Source organism: Plantibacter sp. Mn2098, assembly GCF_049319745.1.
GTDB lineage: Bacteria > Actinomycetota > Actinomycetes > Actinomycetales > Microbacteriaceae > Plantibacter.
This window is the reverse complement of the sequence record NZ_JBMOUH010000007.1, coordinates 227,750-245,667: the sequence shown is the minus strand read 5'-3', so window position 1 is coordinate 245,667 and position 17,918 is coordinate 227,750. Positions and strand designations below refer to the sequence as shown.

Genomic DNA, 17,918 nt, shown 5'->3' with positions numbered 1-17,918 from the left:
CGCACTCGCGGTCCATCGTCGTATCGAGCAGAAAAACAGGATATCCGTGTCCCACCAGACAGAACCAGTCATATTGGCAGATGAATCTGTGATCGCTGGACTGGACTATTGGCGTGAGCTGCCCATCAAGCAGCAGCCGGCGTGGCCGGACCCAGAGGCCGTGAAGCGCGCCTCTGCAGAACTCGCGACGCTCCCGCCCCTTGTGTTCGCCGGTGAGGTGGACATGCTCCGCGAGCGTCTCGCACGCGCAGCGAGCGGCAACGCGTTCCTGCTCCAGGGCGGCGACTGCGCCGAGACCTTCGCCGGCGCGACCGCCGAGCAGATCCGCAACCGCGTCAAGACCGTGCTGCAGATGGCGGTCGTCCTCACCTACGGCGCCTCGATGCCCGTTGTGAAGATGGGCCGGATGGCCGGTCAGTTCGCGAAGCCGCGTTCGAGCGACACGGAGACGCGAGGCGACGTCACGCTGCCCGCGTACCGTGGCGACATCGTCAACGGCTACGACTTCACGCCTGAGTCCCGCGCGGCCGACCCTGCACGGCTCGTGAAGGGGTACCACACCTCCGCATCCACGCTGAACCTCATCCGCGCGTTCACGCAGGGCGGGTTCGCCGACCTGCGCGAGGTGCACAGCTGGAACCGCGGCTTCGCGGCAAATCCCGCCAACCAGCGCTACGAGGGTCTCGCACGCGACATCGACCGCGCCATCAAGTTCATGGAGGCGGCCGGAGCGGACTTCGATCAGCTCCGCGGGGTCGAGTTCTACTCGAGCCACGAAGCACTCCTGATGGACTACGAGCGGCCGATGACGCGCATCGACTCCCGCACGGGCACGCCGTACAACACCTCGGCGCACTTCGTGTGGATCGGTGAGCGCACGCGCGAACTGGACGGCGCGCACGTCGACTTCCTGTCGCGTGTCCGCAACCCCATCGGTGTGAAGCTCGGCCCGACCACCTCAGGCGACGACATGCTGCGGTTGATCGACAAGCTCGACCCCAACCGCGAGCCCGGTCGCCTGACCTTCATCACGCGGATGGGCGCCGGCAAGATCCGCGACGCACTGCCGCCCCTGTTGGAGACCATCAAGTCGGCCGACGCGACCCCGCTGTGGGTCACCGACCCGATGCACGGCAACGGGCTCACCACGCCGACCGGCTACAAGACGCGTCGCTTCGACGACGTCGTGGACGAGGTCAAGGGCTTCTTCGAAGCGCACCGCGCTGCCGGCACCCACCCGGGCGGCATCCACGTCGAGCTCACCGGCGACGACGTCACCGAGTGCCTCGGCGGTTCAGAGCAGATCGACGAGGCGAGCCTCGCGACGCGCTACGAGTCCCTGTGCGACCCGCGACTGAACCACATGCAGTCGCTCGAGCTCGCCTTCCTCGTGGCGGAGGAGCTCGCAGCCGCGAAGTAGTCCGCAGAACTGGACGACGGGCTCGGGGACTTCGGTCCCCGGGCCCGTTTCTGTTGCACGGTGCTCGACCGCCGGTCACAGCCGGTCACTGAGCTTGTCGAGCCGGTGACTGAGCTTGTCGAAGTGCCCACAACCGCCGGTCACTGAGCTTGTCGAAGTGCCCTCAGTGGACCCTTCGACAGGCTCAGGGACCGGGCCGAGCGTTCAGAGACCTGACGGCCTAGAAGTTGGCCGTGATGGTGACGGACGAACCGCGCTTGACCTTGCCGGCCGAGGGATCCATCTTCGCGACGACGATCGATGCGAGCGACCACCCGGACTCCGGCAGGATCGACTTCACGGTCACCGCGAAACCGGCGTCCTCCAGCTGCTTCTTCGCCGTCGCGACGTTCTTGCCCGTGACGTCGGGAAGATCGACGAGGTCAGGACCCTTCGAGACGTTGACGTTGATGCTGTCGCCAGGCACGAACGCCACCGTGTTGCCCGCGGCGTCATGCTTGAGGTCGTAGTCGATGATCTGACCGGCCGTCACGTCGTCGCTGAACGCCTCTGTCGTCGTTCCGAGCTTGAGACCGACCGCCTGCAGCGCAGTGGACGCCTGATCGGTCGTCAGGCCGTGCAACGTGGGGACGGCGCCGGAGGATACGAGCAGGTCGATCGTCGATCCCTGGAACGAACCGCCTCCGCCGGACACGTCGGTGTCGGCGTTGGTGTCGTGGGCTGAGACGACGTCGCCCTTGGCGACATCCGCGTCGAACTGTTCGGTGACGGCGCCGACCTTCAGCCCCTGGTCCTCGAGCGTCTTCTGCGCCTCGGCCTGGCTGAGACCGGCGAGCTTGGGGATGGTGACCGGCTGCGGTCCCTGCGAGACGAGCAAGGTGATCGTCGCGCCCTTGTCCGCGAGCACGCGGGCGCCCGGATCGGTCCCCGCGACGCTGCCGGCCGGGACCGTGAGGCTGTAGGTCGTGCCCTGCGCCACGACGAAGCCGAGCTTCACGAGCTCTGCGCTCGCGACCTCGACGCTCTTGCCGGTGAGCGTTGGGACGCCGACCTTGGAACCCGGCCCGGAGCCGAAGTACCAACCCGTTCCGCCGGCGAGGGCGGCGAGCATCACGATCGCGATGAAGAGGATGATGCCGCGCTTGTGGCGGCGCTTCGCCTTCGTGGCGAGCAGCGTCGGCCCGTCGCCGGTCACCGCCGCCTCCGCTTGGCGCTGCGGCTTGGTCTGCCGACCGATCACCTGGGTGACGTCGTCGCCGAGGTCTTCCGCATAGGAGGACGGCATCACGATCGTGGGCTGTGCGCCAGTGGCGACGGAGGTGAATCCGAGCGTGGACTCGATCGAGCGCAGGCGTTCGAGCATCACCCCCGCATTGGCCGGGCGGTCGTCAGGATCGCGTTCGGTCGCCCAGAACACGAGCTCGTCGAGTTCCTTCGGGACGGCCGGATTCTTGGCGCTCGGCGCCGGGACGGATTCGTTCGCGTGCTGGTAGGCGATCTGCATGGGCTGTTCGCCCTTGTACGGCTGTTCGCCGGTCAGCATCTCGTACATCATGATGCCGAGCGCATAGATGTCGCTGCGGGTGTCCGCCTGGCCGCGCGTGACGAGTTCGGGGGAGAGGTACGCGATCGTGCCGAGCAGGGCCTGGCCGGTCGCGGTGTTGGCGCTGGCCGCGCGTGCGAGGCCGAAGTCGCCGATCTTGATGCGGCCGTCGTCTGCCAGGAGCACGTTCTCCGGTTTGACGTCCCGGTGGACGATGCCGGCGCGGTGTGCGGCCGCGAGGCCGGACAGGACGGCGTCGAGGATGTCGGCCGCCTGGCGAGGGGTGAGCTTGCCGTTGTCCCGGATGAGTTCGCGCAGCGTGATGCCGGGAAGGTGCTCCATCACGAGGTAGGCCATGTCGAGGTCCTGGCCCTGGTCGAAGACGCTCACGACGTGCGGGTTGGCGAGTCGCGCGGCAGACCTGGCTTCCTGGATGAAGCGGTCCTTGAACGTGTTGTCGTCGGACAGGTGGCTGTGCATGACCTTGATGGCGACACGGCGTTCGAGGCGGAGATCGTGCGCCAGGTACACGGTGGCCATGCCACCACGGGCGATGCGTGAGCGCACCTGGTACCGCCCGTCGAGGAGGCGTCCGATCATCGGATCGGTCTGCTGGTTGCTGCTCACCTTTCGAGTGTATGGAACGCAGGCCGTGCTGCCCTGACAACACCCCGTGCACACGTGACCAGGACGAGATCGTTACGTGAACGGGATGGATGGATCACGTCCAGGTGGACGACGTGGCACACTCGTAGGGTGACTGAGCAGAATTCCGAACCCGTGTGGTTGACCGTTCCCGATCTGACGACCGAACTCGGTCTCGAGGTCAGCCGGGTCCGTCGCCTCCTCGAAGAGCACTACCTCCTGGCCATCCGCATCGACGGCGTCCTCAAGGTGCCGTCCTCCTTCATCCTCGACGGCGAGCCGGTGCACAACCTGCGCGGCACGATCATGGTGCTCGGCGATGCCGGATTCTCCGACGAGGAGACCATGCAGTGGCTGCTCGAGCCAGAGGAGAGCATCGGCATCGCGCCCATCGAGGCGCTGCGTCAGGGACGTCGCTCCGAGGTCCGCAGGGTCGCCCAGGCGCTCGCCTGATCCTTCCGTTGCTGCGGCTGAACGCTGCGAGCACCGTCATCGTCGACGGACACCTGGTCCGACACCTGCCGGATCAGGTGTTTCGTCGTGCGACCGCGACCGCCAGGCCGCGCAGGTGTGCGCGAGCGTCGTCGTTGATGGGAGCTTCCCCGAGCGCCGTGAGCGACTTCGCGACGTGGTCCTGGATGAGCTTCTCGACCTTGTCGACCGCGCCGCTGTCGCGGATGGTCGCCTGCAGGAGGCCGATCTGGTCGTCGTCGAGGTCCGGGTCGCCGAGGAGTTCGTCCAGGATGTTCCTCGCCCCCGGCTGGAGCGCCTCCCTGGTGAGGGCGATGAGGATCGTGCGCTTGCCCTCTCTGAGGTCGTCACCGCTCGGTTTGCCCGTGACGGCGGGGTCGCCGTAGACGCCGAGCAGGTCGTCGCGGAGCTGGAACGCGATGCCGAGCGGCAGCCCGTACGAACGGAGCGATTCGAGCTGCTGCTCTGAGGCGCCGCCGAGCAGGGCGCCGAGCGCGAGCGGCGACTCGATGCTGTACTTCGCCGACTTGTAGATGAGCACCCGCTCCGCGCGGTGACGTTGCTCGCTCTCCGTCGCGTCGCGCCAGGCTCGTTCTTCGAGGATGTCGAGGTACTGGCCGGCGGTCACTTCGGTGCGCATCCGGTTGAATTCCCGTCGGGCGGCCCTGGCGGCCAGACGATCCTTCAGGAGGTCGAGGCCGTCGTCGAGCATCTCGTCGCTCCAGCCGAGGAGCATGTCGCCGAGGAGTGTCGCCGAGGCGGTCCCGAAGGTGTTCGGGTCGCCGAGCCATCCCCGTTCGCGGTGCATCCGCGCGAACGAGACGTGGGTGCTGTCCGCGCCGCGCCGCGTGTCCGAATTGTCGATGATGTCGTCGTGGACGAGAGCGGCTGCGTGGAAGAGTTCGAGCGCACCGCAGGCCGCGATGACCGTGTCGATGCCCGAGGTGCCACTCGCGTGGCGCCCTGTTGAGACCGCTTGCCACCCACGGAAGCAGAACTGGGCTCTGAAGCGCTTACCGCCACTGAGAAAGTTCCGAGAGAAGTCGAGGAATGGGGAGAGCTCAGGTCCGATCTGCGCGACAATAGAAGCGCGCGAAGAGAGAAAGTCGGTGAGCCCGCGGCCTACCATGGTGGCGAGTTCAGTACTTTCGATCACGCACCTAGCCTAGTCATGGATTGATGACTAGACTTGATCGACTACGTCGCGTCGCGTGACCTTGAGGGGAATCAGATGCCACTTTCAGAGCAGGAGCAACGGCTCCTCGATGAGATGGAACGCCACCTCTACCGCAGTGATGCCGAATTCGTCTCCAAGGTCAGCTCCGGCAAAGGCAAGCCGAGCTACCGCGGGATCGCACTCGGTTCCCTCATCGCTGTGGTCGGAGCCATCGGTCTCGTTCTCGGGGTCGTCATCCAGCAGCCAGTCGTCGGTGTCATCGGCTTCGCCGTGATGCTCACCGGTGTGCTCGTGGCAACCAAGCCGACGCGTGCACCGCTCGAAGCGCCAAAGCCGCACTCGGCCACCGCCGGCGCCTCCGCCAAGCAGTCGCGTCTGATGGACCGACTGAACGACCGCTGGGACAAGCGTCAGTCCGGTGACGGTCAGGACTGACCGCCACTTTCCTCCACTTCTCACCACCACCGCGTGTCATCGCGGTGAGTTGAGGTCCTGAACGGGGCCGATCTTCGGATCGGCCCCGTTTTTTTGTGCGCGATTCGTGGGGGATGGTGCGCTCGCGCGGCGCTGTCCCCGTGCGCCCGATCGGCGGCTGCTGTGATGCAGCGCAGAGCGGGCGCTCCCTTTTGCCCAAAAATCTTCCAGTGTGGGCAAAAATCCTCCACTTTCCTCCACCGATGAAAAGCTTGATTTCTCGGCGTTCTGAACGAGCAAGATGTGAGAAAACAGAGAAAATTGCTGGTTAAGTGGTGGAAAGTGGAGTAAAGTGGAGGTCAACCAAGATGTTGGCCAGAACGATTGGGGGATGGGGCGATGTTCCTCGGTAGCCACGCCCCAAAACTCGATGAAAAAGGCCGCATCATCCTGCCCGCCAAGTTCCGTGAGGAACTCGAGGGCGGAGTCGTGATGACCCGTGGCCAAGAGCACTGCATCTACGTGTTCAGCGCCCGCGAGTTCGAATCGCTCCACGAGAAGATCCGTCAGGCGCCGGTCACGAGCAAACAAGCTCGCGACTACCTGCGCGTGTTCCTCTCCGGAGCGAGTGCCGAGACGCCCGACAAGCAACACCGAGTGACCATTCCCGCGAACCTCCGCCAGTACGCAGGCCTCGGCCGAGACCTCACGGTCATCGGTGCAGGCAGCCGGGCGGAGATCTGGGACTCCGAGGCCTGGGAGACCTACCTCACCGAACAGGAGAGCATCTTCTCCGAAACTGCCGAGGAGGTGATCCCCGGACTCTTCTAGCGCCTGGCCTCTGACGCCCAGCCGTCCCTCGCCCTGACACACTTCCCCGGTGCCAGGTCGGAACGGATGGGGATCAGGAGCCAGGAGCCGTCCGGAATGCATATGGGAATCGACAAGATCCACACACCAGTGATGCTCGAACGCTGCATCGAGCTGCTCGGCCCGGCCATCGGCCGAGACGGGGCCGTCCTCGTCGACACGACGCTCGGTATGGCCGGCCACGCGGAGGCGTTCCTCGAGCGCTTCCCCGGGCTCACGCTCATCGGCCTCGACCGCGACCTCGAAGCCCTCGCCATCGCCGAGGAGCGCTTGCAGCGGTTCGGCGACCGCGTCGAACTCGTGCACGCGGTCTACGACGACATCGACGAAGCCGTCGAGGGCCTCGGATACGAGGAGGTGGACGGGGTCCTGTTCGACCTCGGCGTCTCCTCGATGCAGCTCGACCGCGCGGAGCGTGGATTCTCGTACTCGCAGGACGCCCCGCTCGACATGCGGATGGACGGCACGAGCGAACTGACCGCAGAAGTCATCCTCGCGACCTACAGCGAGGTGCAGCTGCGCCGCATCTTCTGGGAGTACGGCGAGGAGAAGCTCGCCCAGCGCTACGCGAGGCGCATCGTCGACGAGCGGAAGACCACACCGCTCACCACCTCTGCGCAACTCGTCGAGCTCATCGACAAGGCGACGCCGGCAGCGGCCCGCCGCACCGGCCACCCCGCGAAGCGCGTGTTCCAGGCGCTCCGCATCGAGGTGAACGCCGAACTCGCCGTCCTCGAACGGGCCATCCCACGCGCGATCGACCTGCTCGCCGTCGGCGGACGCGTCGTCGTCCTCGCCTACCAGTCCCTCGAGGACCGGATCGTCAAGCGCGAGTTCCAGACGCGCTCGGCATCGACCGCACCGGCCGGCCTGCCGGTCGAACTCCCGGAGCACAGCCCGGAACTGAAGCTCCTCGTCCGCGGCGCGGAACTCGCGATGCCGGAAGAGATCGAAGAGAACCCACGATCGAAGCCCGTACGCCTGCGTGCGGTCGAGCGTCTCAGGAGGCCAGCATGAGCAACGCAACGGCAGTCATCGACTTCGATCTCTCCGAAGATGCGCAGCCGCGCCGGCTCGCCGACCTGCGGGCGGTCGCGGCCGGTGTCCGCGCCAGAAGCCGTCCCCGTCCGTTGTACGCGGTCGTTGTGGTTCTCGCGATCGCCGGCATCGTGAGCGCGCAGCTGCTCGTGAGCGTCTCGCTGAGCCAGGGCGCATACGAGATCTCGCAACTCCAGGATCAGCAGAAGGATCTCGGCCGCACCACGTCGACGCTCACCGAAGACCTGAACAAGCTCTCGTCGCCGCAGTACCTCGCGGCGAACGCGCAGGCGTTCGGCATGGTCGGCACAACGGTGCCCACCTACCTCCGCCTCTCCGACGGCGCCGTCCTCGGGGTGCCGACTCCGGCTGAGGCCTCGTCGAACAGCATCGCCGGAGCGTTGCTCGTCGCCAACTCGCAGACGGCCAATCTGCCGCTCGTCGCCGCCAAGCCAGGAGAGCCGGCCACGGATCCTGCACACGCCAGCGTGCCGCCGGCCGATGCCGGACACGCGCCCGTAGCGTTGGAGGATGGACTCCCGTCGCCGACTACGCGATGAGTCAGCAGCCGACGGAACCGGAGGAGATCGAACCGTGGTGAGCCACTCCAAAACCACCAGGCGTCGACTCGCCTTCGCCATCCTCTCGGTCTCCCTCGTGATGACGTTGTTCGTCTGGCGGCTCGTGGACATCCAGGTCCTGCGGGCGAGCGCTCTGACCGCGGAGTCGCTCACGAAGACGGAGGACACGAGACCCATCTACGGGACCCGCGGCAGCATCGTCGACGCCAACGGCAAAGTGCTCGCAACGGCCGTGATGCGCTACGACGTCTCCGTCTCCCCGAAGGACGCCGGCTCGTTCGAGCGCACCGTCGACGGCAAGGACAAGACCTTCACCCGTGACGAAGGACTCGCGGAGATCGCCTCCATCATCGGTCAGCCGGCACCGGAGGTCCAGGCCAAGGTCACGGACGCCCTCGCCGCCAACAAGGACTCCAACTACGCGCTCATCGTCAAGTCGGTGAACTCGGAACAGCTCAAGGCCTTGGACGCCCTCGACATCCCGTGGGTGTACTTCGCGCCGAACCCGGGCCGGGTGTACCCCAACGGCGCCGTCGCCGGCAACCTCGTCGGATTCGTCGGTGAGGAGGGCGAGGCCCAGGCCGGCGTCGAGCTCAAGGAGAACACCTGCCTCGCGGGCGAGAACGGCTCGACGATGTACGAGCGCAGCGGCGACGGCGGGGCCGTCGCACTGCCTGGAACGACCGTCGTCACAAAACCGGCGAAGGACGGCGGAACGGTTGTGCTCACGATCGACGCCGACCTCCAGTGGTTCACGGAACAAGCCCTCGCCGCGCAGGCGCAGGCGGTCGGCGCCAGCTGGGGCGTTGTGACCGTGCAGGAGGTCAAGACCGGCAAACTGCTCGCCGTCGCTGACTATCCGACGGTCGACCCGGGGAACGTCAGTGCGAGTGATGCTGCGGATCGTGGATCCCGCGCCTTCCAGGCGCCGTTCGAGCCGGGTTCGACGTACAAGACCATCACCGCGGCTGCCCTGCTCGATCAGGGGCTCGCGACGCCGACGGACAAGATCGTCGCACCGTACCGGTTGAAGCCGGCCAACGGCGCCGACATCAACGACAGCGACGTGCACGGCGACCTCCGGTTGACGCTCACCGGTGTGCTGGTCGACTCGTCCAACACGGGCATGTCGCAGTTCGGTGAGCTCATGAGCCCCCAGACGCGCTTCGACTACTTCGTGAAGGACGGTCAGACCAAAAAGACCGAGGTCGGCTTCCCCGGAGAGTCCGGCGGCATCATGAACGACTACCAGGACTGGGACAACCAGACCCACTACACGACGATGTTCGGTCAGGGATTCTCGACCACGGCCATCCAGGGTGCGAGCCTGTACCAGACGGTCGCCAACGGTGGCGTCCGGATGCCGGTGCAGTTGATCGAGGGCTGCAAGAACTCCGATGGCACCTTCACCAAGACGCCGGAGCCGCAGGGCACACGCGTGTTCTCCGAGCAGGCGGCGAAGACCACGGCCGAGATGCTCGAGGTCGTCGACAAGAACAGCTGGGTCGCGAATCTCGTCGACATCCCCGGCTACCGCGTCGCCATGAAGACCGGTACCGCGCAGCAGCCGGACGGCAGCGGCGGGTACAGCAAGAGCTACCTCGTCTCGATCGCCGGCTTCGCTCCGGCGGACGCTCCGCAGTACGTCGTTTCGGTGAACCTGGCCGACCCGGTTAAGATGAATTCATCTGCTGCTGCAGCACCGTTGTTCCGCGACGTGATGACCCAGGTGCTGAAAACCAGGGGAGTGCAGCCATCAACCACACCGTCACCCGACATTCCGACGGGTTATTAATCAAGACCATGAAACGAAGGATGGGCTCAGTTGACTAGTCAGGGCCCGATCAGCCTTCGGCCGGAACACCCGCAGTATCGAGCGCTCTCGCAGCTCGTGAGTGATTTCGACTTCGAGGTCGTCGGCCAGGTCGACGGCGTCGAAGTGAGCGGCGTGAGCCTCAGCTCGTCCTCCGTCGAACCGGGGGACCTCTACATCGGCATGCCCGGTGTCAGGGCCCACGGCGCCAGCTACACGGCGCAGGCCCGTGAGCGCGGCGCGGTCGCCGTCCTCACGAACGAGGCCGGCCGAGAACTCGCCGAGGCGAGCGGCCTGCCGATCCTCGTCGTCGCCGAGCCGCGCGCCGTGCTCGGACACGTCGCCGCGTGGATCTACCGCACCGCAGAGGAGCCGCCGACGCTCTTCGGCGTCACGGGCACGAACGGCAAGACGAGCGCCGTCTACCTCCTCAACGGGATCCTCGGCCAGCTCGGCATCGTCTCCGGTCTGAGCTCGACGGCGGAGCGTCGCATCGGCGACATCGCCGTCACGAGTTCGTTGACCACGCCGGAGGCGAGTGAACTCCACGCGCTGCTCGCGAGGATGCGCGAGTCCGAGGTCAGGGCCGTCGCCATCGAGGTCTCTGCGCAGGCGCTCACCCGCCACCGCGTCGACGGCATCGTCTTCGACGTCGTCGGCTTCACGAACCTCAGCCACGACCACCTCGACGACTACGCGGACTTCGACGAGTACTTCGCCGCCAAGCGCGCGCTGTTCGAACCGGAGCGCGCCCGCCGCGGCGTCGTGACGGTCGATTCCGAGTGGGGCAGGCGCCTCACCCAGGAGAGCCGCATCCCGCTCGCGACGCTCACCACCGTCGACGGCGTCGAGGCGGACTGGCGCGTCACGATGCTCGCGGAGTCCAGCACCTCGACGACGTTCCGCCTCGAAGGACCTGAGGATCGAGTGCTCGTCACGAGCGTCCCGCTCCTCGGCTGGTTCATGGCGGCGAACGCGGCGCTCGCGATCGTGATGCTCGTCGAGTCGGGCATCGAGTTCGACATGATCGCCCAGGTGCTCGAGCGCGACGGCGGGATCGACGCCTACATCCCCGGCCGTGCCGAGCGCATCAGCGGCGATCGCGGTCCCGTCGTCTACATCGACTACGGCCACAGTCCGGACGCGTTCCTCAACACGCTCGAGGCCATCCGCACGGTGACCGACGGCAAGATCATCATGCTGTTCGGCGCCGACGGCGACCGCGACACCACCAAACGAGTCGACATGGGGGCCATCGCAGCCCGCGGCTCGGACATCGTGGTCGTGACCGACTTCCACCCGCGGAGCGAGGACCCGGCGTCCATCCGCAAGGTGCTCATCGACGCAGCGCGGGAAGCCGTCCCCGGGCGAGAGGTGCATGAGGTCGCCGATCCCCGGGAGGCGTTCAGAGCAGCCCTCGCCCTCGCGGGCGACGGAGACGTCATCCTGTACGCGGGGCCTGGGCACGAGGACTACCACGAGGTGGCCGGCGTGAAGCTGCCGTACTCGGCACGAGAAGATTCCAAACAGGCGCTACGAGAGGCCGGGTGGCTGTAGATGATCGGATTGACCCTTGAGGAGATCGCGACGGCGGTCGACGGGCGCTTGCGCCTCGGAGCCGGCGCGGATCCGCAAACGGTCGTCGACGGTCTCGTCGACACCGATTCCCGGCTCATCGAACCCGGCGGGATCTTCATCGCGAAGCCGGGGGAGGAGACCGACGGCCACCTCTTCGCCGATGCGGCCCTCGCCAACGGCGCCGCCCTCCTCGTCGTCGAGCGTGAACTCCCGCTCGACGTGTCCCAGATCATCGTGCCGGACTCCGTCGTCGCGCTCGGCGCCCTCGCGACCGAGGTCGTCTCACGCGTCCGTGCGCTCGGCCGTCTGAAGATCGTCGGAATCACCGGCTCCAACGGCAAGACCACCACCAAGAACCTGCTGGCCACCGTGCTCGAGCAGGTCGGCGAGACGGTCAGCCCGAAAGCCTCGTTCAACAACGAGGTCGGCGCCCCCATCACGATGCTGCGCCTCACCGAGCGCACCGAGTTCCTCGTCGCAGAGATGGGTGCGAGCGGCATCGGCGAGATCGCACGGCTCATCCGCATGGCGAAGCCGGACATCGGGATCGTCCTCAAGGTCGGGCTGGCCCACGCGGGCGAGTTCGGCGGCATCGAGGCGACCGTCACGGCCAAGACCGAGATGGTCTCCGACCTCGACGCCGACGACGTCGCGATCCTGAACATCGACGACGCCCGCGTCGCCGGCATGGCTCAGGCGACCAAGGCCAGGGTGCTGTGGTTCGGACTCGACGACCGCGCAGCGGTCCGCGCCACGGACATCGCGGCGGATGCACGCGGAACCTCGTTCACGGTACACCTCCCCACCGGCGAGCAGTCGCCCGTGCGGTTCAACGTCCTCGGCGAGCACCACGTCATGAACGCCCTCGCAGCTGTTGCGGCCGCGCACACGCTCGGCGTCCCGCTCGACGCCATCGTACGCTCGCTGGAGACCGTGACCCGCGCAGAGCGGTGGCGGATGGAACTCCTCGGCGGACGTGACGGCGTGACCGTCATCAACGACGCCTACAACGCGAGCCCAGACTCCATGTCGGCGGCCATCCGCACCCTCGCGCAGATCTCGGCCGCTTCATCGGCTGGGCGCACGATCGCCGTCCTCGGCGCCATGAGCGAACTCGGCGACTGGGCAGGCGAGGAGCACGACCGCATCGGTCTGCAGGTCGTCCGCCTCGGCATCGGCCGACTCGTTGTGGTCGGGCCGGAAGCCAGGCGGATGCACATCACGGCGATCAACGAAGGCTCGTGGGATGGTGAGTCCGTATACTTCGCAACGGCCGATGAGGCCTACGACTACCTGAACGCGGAGATCGCCCCCGGCGACACCGTGCTTGTGAAGTCGTCCAACTCGGCGGGCCTGCGGTTCCTGGGAGATCGATTGGGAGACCTGTTCTCATGAGAGCACTGTTGATGGCCGGAGCGATCTCGCTCGCCTTCTCACTATTCCTCACCCCCCTCTTCATCAAGCTCTTCCGGAAGCTGGCCTGGGGTCAGTTCATCCGCGACGACGGCCCGCAGAGCCACCACACGAAGCGCGGAACCGCCACGATGGGCGGCATCATCATCATCGTCGGCACCCTCGTCGGCTTCTTCGTGAGCATGTGGGTGAACGGTGAGCACATCACCGTGTCTGCGCTGCTCGTGCTGTTCATGATGGTCGGCCTCGGCGTCGTCGGGTTCATCGACGACTTCCTGAAGACGCGCAAGCAGCAGAGCCTCGGCCTCGGCGGTTGGGCGAAGGTCTCCGGACAGCTCATCGTCGCGACGATCTTCGCCGTGCTCGCGATCAACTTCCCGAACACGGCCGGGTTCACGCCGGCGACGACGAACATCTCGTTCCTGCGCGACCTGCCGATCAACTTCATGGCCATCGGCATCCCCGCGGTGGGCATCCTGCTCTACATCCTCTGGACGTCCGTCATCGTCACGGCCGCGTCCAACGGTGTGAACGTCACCGACGGCCTCGACGGGCTCGCGACCGGCGCGTCGATCCTCGCGATCGGCTCGTACATCATCATCGGGTTCTGGCAGTCGAACCAGTCGTGCTTCAGCTCGACCCTCCACTCCGACGTCGCCTACAAGTGTTACGACGTTCGAGACCCGCTCGATCTCGCGATCGTCGCGACTGCCATCGTCGGCGCGCTCATCGGGTTCCTGTGGTGGAACACCTCACCGGCCCAGATCTTCATGGGGGACAGCGGTTCGCTCGCCCTCGGCGGCGCCATCGCAGCCCTCGCGATCCTCAGCCGCACCGAACTCCTCCTCGTCCTCGTCGGCGGCCTCTTCGCGATCGAAGCCGGCTCGGTCATCGTGCAGCGGGCGTTCTTCAAGATCACCAGGGGCAGACGCATCTTCCTCATGAGTCCCATCCACCATCACTTCGAGTTGAAGGGGTGGGCGGAGGTGACGGTCGTCGTCCGGTTCTGGATCATCGGCGGGCTCCTCGTCGCGGCCGGTGTCGGAACGTTCTACCTCGAGTGGTTGAGCCAGTAGATGGTGGATGCAGACGCCATGGATTCAGGAGCTGACGCCGTGCAGAACCGCCTCGACACCCTCACCAGCTGGCACGCGGACTGGACCGGACTCAAGGTCGTAGTCCTCGGGCTCGGCGTGACCGGTTTCTCCGTCGCCGACACGCTCACGGAACTCGGCAGCGACGTCCTCGTGCTCGCCGGGGAGGCCGCTGATCAGCGCGCAGACCTCGTGACCGTCATCGGCGCGCGTCTGGTGCAGCAGGACCTCTCTGCCGTTCCGGATGCGCTCGTGGACTTCGCACCGGAGCTCATCGTCGTGTCGCCGGGGTTCCACCCGGACCACCCGATCCTGCTGTGGGCAGCCGAGAACGGCGTCGCCGTCTGGGGCGACATCGAACTGGCATGGCGGGTCAGGGACAAGGTCGGCACCCCAGCGGAGTGGATCTGCGTCACCGGCACCAACGGCAAGACCACAACGGTGCAGCTCACCGCGTCGATGCTCGTCCAGGCGGGCTTCACCGCAGCGCCCTGTGGGAACATCGGCGTCCCCGTCCTCGATGCGGTCCGCGACCCGCAGGGTTTCGACTTCTTCGTGGTCGAACTCTCCAGCTACCAGTTGCACTACCTGGGAAAGCACGGCACTCGCGGCACGGATGGCACGGGCAGCCCCGTCTCTCCGCTCTCCAGCGTGTGCCTCAACATCGCGGACGACCACCTCGACTGGCACGGTTCGGCCGACGCCTATCGTGACGCGAAGTCCGTCGTCTACGAGAACACCCGCGTCGCCTGCGTCTACAACCGGGCCGACCGCGCCACCGAACTGATGGTGCAGGAGGCGGAGGTCGTCGAGGGCGCACGCGCGATCGGCTTCGGCCTGGACGTCCCCGGCCCGAGCGACTTCGGCGTCGTCGACGGCATCCTGTGCGACCGCGCATTCCTCGACGAGCGCAGCACGACCGCGCTCGAACTCTCCACGGTCGCCGAGCTCGCGCTCGTCGGCCTGTCCGCGCCGCACATCGTCGCGAACATCCTGGCCGCCAGCGCTCTCGCACGCTCCGCCGGCGTCCCCGTCGAAGCGGTCCGTGCGACGCTCCTCGAATTCGGCCTCGACGCCCACCGCATCCAGCTCGTCGCGAGCGCGCAGGAGATCGAGTGGGTCGACGACTCCAAGGCGACCAACCCGCACGCGGCCGACGCATCGCTCGCCGCCTACCGCTCCGTCGTCTGGATCGTCGGCGGACTCCTGAAGGGCGTCTCGATCGACCGCCTCGTCGAGCGTCACGCCGATCACCTGCGCGGGGCTGTTGTGATCGGCATCGATCGCAGCGAGGTCCTCGACGCATTCGCGCGACACGCGCCGACCCTGACGGTCATCGAGGTCGCCGCGACGGAAACTGATGAGGTCATGCCGGAAGCCGTTGCACGGGCTGCCGAGATCGCGCAGGCGGGGGACACCGTCCTCCTCGCCCCTGCCGCGGCCTCGATGGACCAGTTCACGGACTACGGGCACAGGGGCCGCCTCTTCGCAGCGGCCGTCGAACGGTACGTGGGAGGTGAGGCGGATGAGCAATCCGCCTCGCACTAGCGCAGGCGGCGCCCAGGCTTCGACCGGCGCGCGCACGGCGCGGATCACGCTCGGACGGGTGCTCAAGCCGGAGTCCACGAACTACTTCGTGATGCTCGGCCTGACGCTCTTCCTCGTCGCCCTCGGCCTCGTGATGGTGCTGTCCTCCTCATCGGTCGACTCCCATCTGGACGGGTCCGGGTACTTCGGCGGGTTCTGGCGGCAGGGCACGTACGCCATCATCGGCGTGCCGCTGATGCTCATCGTCAGCCGGTTCCCGATCACGTTCTGGAAGAAGTGGGCGTGGCCTGCGCTCCTCTTCGGCATGGCGCTGCAGTTGCTCGTGTTCACCCCGCTCGGCCTCGAGACGGGTGGCAACCGCAACTGGATCGAACTCGGTCCCATCACGGCGCAGCCCTCGGAGGTCGTGAAGCTCGGACTCGTCATCTGGCTGGGCCTCATCCTCACCGTCAAGCAGGACCGCCTCGGCGACTGGAAGCACGCGCTCATCCCCGTGCTGCCCATCGCAGGCCTGTCGCTCGGTTTCGTGCTCCTCGGTGGAGACCTCGGAACCGTCATGATCATGGCCATGATCGTGTTCGCCGCGCTCTACTTCGCCGGCATCCGCCTCCGGGTGCTCGCGATCCCGCTCGTCGCCGGGATCATCGGGGTGCTCATCATGGCGGTCACGAGCCCCAACCGCATGCAGCGCATCATGTCCTTCCTCGGCGACGGCTGCACGGACTACGAGAACTCCTGCTGGCAGCCATTGCACGCGACCTGGGCGCTGGCGAACGGCGGCGTGTTCGGTGTCGGCCTCGGCAACTCCCGCGCGAAGTGGTCCTGGCTCCCAGCCGCGTCGAACGACTACATCTTCGCCGTCATCGGCGAAGAGCTCGGGCTCATCGGCGCCGTGCTCGTCCTCGGCCTCTTCGTGTTCCTCACGATCATGTTCATCCGGATCATCCGGTCCACCGACGATCAGTTCGTCCGTGTCACCACGGGCGCCATCATGACCTGGATCATCGGACAGGCGCTGCTCAACATCGGCGTCGTCCTCGGTCTCTTCCCCGTCCTAGGCGTGCCGTTACCGTTCATCTCGGCCGGTGGAACAGCCCTGCTCAGCACACTTCTCTCGATGGGCATCGTCCTGTCGTTCGCGCGATCTCGCGCCACACCAGCACGTCCGACCACGAGGCGCCGTCCAGCCCGTCGTCCGGCGGATACAACCGTAGGAGCACGATGACCACGTACCTCTTGGCCGGGGGCGGAACCGCCGGCCATGTCAATCCGCTCCTGGCCGTCGCCGACGGCCTGCGCGAACGCCATCCGGAGGACACGATCCTCGTCGTCGGAACGCAGGAGGGCCTCGAGTCCCGGCTCGTCCCCGAGCGCGGGTACGAACTGCTGACGATCCCGAAGCTGCCCTTCCCCAGACGCCCGAACCTCGACGCCCTGAAGTTCGGCTCCAGGCTCCGCGGTGCGGTCAAGCAGGTCGCGAAGATCATCACCGAGCAGCAGGTCGATGTGGTGATCGGCTTCGGCGGGTACGCGTCGGCCCCCGCATACCTGGCGGCGAAGCGCACGAAGACGCCGCTCGTCATCCACGAGGCGAACGCGAAGCCCGGTCTCGCGAACAAGCTCGGTGCGCGCTACACGCCCTTCGTCGGCGTCGCCTTCCACCACACGAAGATCCGCAACGAGCGGTTCGTCGGGATGCCGCTGCGTTCGGAGATCGAACAGCTCGACCGCGACGCCCTGCGTCCGGAGGCCGTCGCAGCGTTCGGGCTCGACGCCGCACGACCGACCCTCCTCGTGACGGGCGGATCGCTCGGCGCCAGGCGCTTGAACGCGACCATCAGCGAGACGGCAGCCGACATCGTCGACGCCGGGTATCAGATCGTGCACATCACGGGGTCCAAGAGTGAGATCGTCGACCCCGGCCTCGAGCACTATCACGTGCTCGAGTACTGCTCCAGGATGGAACTCGCCCTCGCCGTCGCCGACCTCGCCGTGTCCCGCGCCGGCAGCGCGACCGTGAGCGAGCTGTGCGCCGTCGGGGTTCCCGCCGTGTACATCCCGTACCCCGTCGGCAACGGAGAGCAGCGCTACAACGCTGCTGACGTCGTGCGCGCAGGTGGAGCGGTTATGGTTGATGACGCGCGTTTCGTTCCGGCATGGGTCAGGTCGACCCTCATTCCGCTGCTCGACGATCGGGTGCGAGTCATCGACATGGCCGCACAGTCGAAGAGCGTCGGCGTCACGGACGGAACCGCTCGACTCATCAGCCTCGTCGACGAGGCGGTCGACTCCCGCGTCCAAGCGAAACGCTGA

The 17,918-nt window shown here is 66.7% G+C and carries 15 protein-coding genes; 13 read left to right on the top strand and 2 right to left on the bottom strand.

Going from position 1 to position 17,918, the window contains the following annotated elements; translation table 11 throughout:
• The first annotated feature begins 88 nt into the window (after positions 1 to 88).
• On the top strand, positions 89 to 1,420 hold the full coding sequence (locus tag ACL9RL_RS12730) for a class II 3-deoxy-7-phosphoheptulonate synthase (protein WP_422780624.1): 1,332 nt from the start codon (positions 89 to 91) through the stop codon (positions 1,418 to 1,420).
• 220 nt (positions 1,421 to 1,640) lie between these two features.
• Here the strand turns inward: ACL9RL_RS12730 and pknB are convergent, their stop codons facing one another.
• Positions 1,641 to 3,563: a Stk1 family PASTA domain-containing Ser/Thr kinase gene (gene pknB, locus ACL9RL_RS12725; protein WP_422780686.1), complete on the bottom strand. Its 1,923-nt coding sequence runs from the start codon at positions 3,561 to 3,563 to the stop codon at positions 1,641 to 1,643.
• A gap of 156 nt (positions 3,564 to 3,719) precedes the next feature.
• Between pknB and ACL9RL_RS12720 the strand changes: the two genes are divergently transcribed.
• The gene (locus tag ACL9RL_RS12720) at positions 3,720 to 4,061 is read left to right on the top strand and encodes an Rv2175c family DNA-binding protein (protein WP_422780623.1); all 342 of its coding nucleotides are present in this window, start codon (positions 3,720 to 3,722) and stop codon (positions 4,059 to 4,061) included.
• Positions 4,062 to 4,134: 73 nt separating this feature from the next.
• Here ACL9RL_RS12720 and ACL9RL_RS12715 read toward each other — a convergent pair whose 3' ends face one another.
• Positions 4,135 to 5,208: a polyprenyl synthetase family protein gene (locus ACL9RL_RS12715; protein WP_422780685.1), complete on the bottom strand. Its 1,074-nt coding sequence runs from the start codon at positions 5,206 to 5,208 to the stop codon at positions 4,135 to 4,137.
• Between the two features lie 102 nt (positions 5,209 to 5,310).
• On the opposite strand from ACL9RL_RS12715, the gene ACL9RL_RS12710 reads away from it, so the two are divergent.
• The 11 genes from ACL9RL_RS12710 to murG all read left to right on the top strand — a co-directional run bounded on the left by ACL9RL_RS12710 (position 5,311) and on the right by murG (position 17,918).
• Entirely contained in the window at positions 5,311 to 5,691 is a 381-nt protein-coding gene (locus ACL9RL_RS12710) for a DUF3040 domain-containing protein (RefSeq protein ID WP_422780622.1), read from the top strand.
• Between the two features lie 378 nt (positions 5,692 to 6,069).
• The gene (gene mraZ, locus ACL9RL_RS12705) at positions 6,070 to 6,501 is read left to right on the top strand and encodes a division/cell wall cluster transcriptional repressor MraZ (RefSeq protein WP_422780621.1); all 432 of its coding nucleotides are present in this window, start codon (positions 6,070 to 6,072) and stop codon (positions 6,499 to 6,501) included.
• A 102-nt stretch (positions 6,502 to 6,603) separates the two neighbouring features.
• Complete coding sequence (rsmH, locus tag ACL9RL_RS12700; RefSeq protein WP_422780684.1) at positions 6,604 to 7,557, top strand: 16S rRNA (cytosine(1402)-N(4))-methyltransferase RsmH; 954 nt, start codon at positions 6,604 to 6,606, stop codon at positions 7,555 to 7,557.
• Complete coding sequence (locus ACL9RL_RS12695) at positions 7,554 to 8,138, top strand: hypothetical protein (RefSeq protein ID WP_422780620.1); 585 nt, start codon at positions 7,554 to 7,556, stop codon at positions 8,136 to 8,138. Before rsmH ends, ACL9RL_RS12695 begins: the two co-directional genes overlap by 4 nt.
• Positions 8,139 to 8,175: 37 nt before the next feature.
• The gene (locus tag ACL9RL_RS12690; RefSeq protein WP_422780619.1) at positions 8,176 to 9,954 is read left to right on the top strand and encodes a peptidoglycan D,D-transpeptidase FtsI family protein; all 1,779 of its coding nucleotides are present in this window, start codon (positions 8,176 to 8,178) and stop codon (positions 9,952 to 9,954) included.
• A gap of 30 nt (positions 9,955 to 9,984) precedes the next feature.
• Positions 9,985 to 11,529, top strand: coding sequence for a Mur ligase family protein (locus ACL9RL_RS12685; protein WP_422780618.1), 1,545 nt, complete (start codon positions 9,985 to 9,987; stop codon positions 11,527 to 11,529).
• A complete protein-coding gene (locus ACL9RL_RS12680) occupies positions 11,530 to 12,945 on the top strand; it encodes a UDP-N-acetylmuramoyl-tripeptide--D-alanyl-D-alanine ligase (RefSeq protein ID WP_422780617.1) in 1,416 nt (471 codons plus the stop codon).
• Entirely contained in the window at positions 12,942 to 14,039 is a 1,098-nt protein-coding gene (gene mraY / locus ACL9RL_RS12675) for a phospho-N-acetylmuramoyl-pentapeptide-transferase (RefSeq protein ID WP_422780616.1), read from the top strand. The genes ACL9RL_RS12680 and mraY overlap by 4 nt, the downstream gene beginning before the upstream one ends.
• Positions 14,040 to 15,605: a UDP-N-acetylmuramoyl-L-alanine--D-glutamate ligase gene (gene murD, locus ACL9RL_RS12670; RefSeq protein WP_422780615.1), complete on the top strand. Its 1,566-nt coding sequence runs from the start codon at positions 14,040 to 14,042 to the stop codon at positions 15,603 to 15,605.
• Positions 15,583 to 16,830 (top strand): putative lipid II flippase FtsW, encoded by a 1,248-nt coding sequence (ftsW, locus tag ACL9RL_RS12665; RefSeq protein ID WP_422780614.1) that lies wholly within the window; start codon positions 15,583 to 15,585, stop codon positions 16,828 to 16,830. Before murD ends, ftsW begins: the two co-directional genes overlap by 23 nt.
• Entirely contained in the window at positions 16,827 to 17,918 is a 1,092-nt protein-coding gene (gene murG, locus ACL9RL_RS12660) for an undecaprenyldiphospho-muramoylpentapeptide beta-N-acetylglucosaminyltransferase (protein WP_422780613.1), read from the top strand. The genes ftsW and murG overlap by 4 nt, the downstream gene beginning before the upstream one ends.

What these genes read in the sequence shown, in the direction of transcription:
- pknB (WP_422780686.1), bottom strand. Translation starts at nt 3,563, where the DNA reads ATGATCGGACGCCTCCTCGACGGGCGGTACCAGGTGCGCTCACGCATC.
- ACL9RL_RS12715 (WP_422780685.1), bottom strand. Translation starts at nt 5,208, where the DNA reads ATGGTAGGCCGCGGGCTCACCGACTTTCTCTCTTCGCGCGCTTCTATT.
- ACL9RL_RS12710 (WP_422780622.1), top strand. Translation starts at nt 5,311, where the DNA reads ATGCCACTTTCAGAGCAGGAGCAACGGCTCCTCGATGAGATGGAACGC.
- mraZ (WP_422780621.1), top strand. Translation starts at nt 6,070, where the DNA reads ATGTTCCTCGGTAGCCACGCCCCAAAACTCGATGAAAAAGGCCGCATC.
- rsmH (WP_422780684.1), top strand. Translation starts at nt 6,604, where the DNA reads ATGGGAATCGACAAGATCCACACACCAGTGATGCTCGAACGCTGCATC.
- ACL9RL_RS12695 (WP_422780620.1), top strand. Translation starts at nt 7,554, where the DNA reads ATGAGCAACGCAACGGCAGTCATCGACTTCGATCTCTCCGAAGATGCG.
- ACL9RL_RS12680 (WP_422780617.1), top strand. Translation starts at nt 11,530, where the DNA reads ATGATCGGATTGACCCTTGAGGAGATCGCGACGGCGGTCGACGGGCGC.
- mraY (WP_422780616.1), top strand. Translation starts at nt 12,942, where the DNA reads ATGAGAGCACTGTTGATGGCCGGAGCGATCTCGCTCGCCTTCTCACTA.
- murD (WP_422780615.1), top strand. Translation starts at nt 14,040, where the DNA reads ATGGTGGATGCAGACGCCATGGATTCAGGAGCTGACGCCGTGCAGAAC.
- ftsW (WP_422780614.1), top strand. Translation starts at nt 15,583, where the DNA reads ATGAGCAATCCGCCTCGCACTAGCGCAGGCGGCGCCCAGGCTTCGACC.
- murG (WP_422780613.1), top strand. Translation starts at nt 16,827, where the DNA reads ATGACCACGTACCTCTTGGCCGGGGGCGGAACCGCCGGCCATGTCAAT.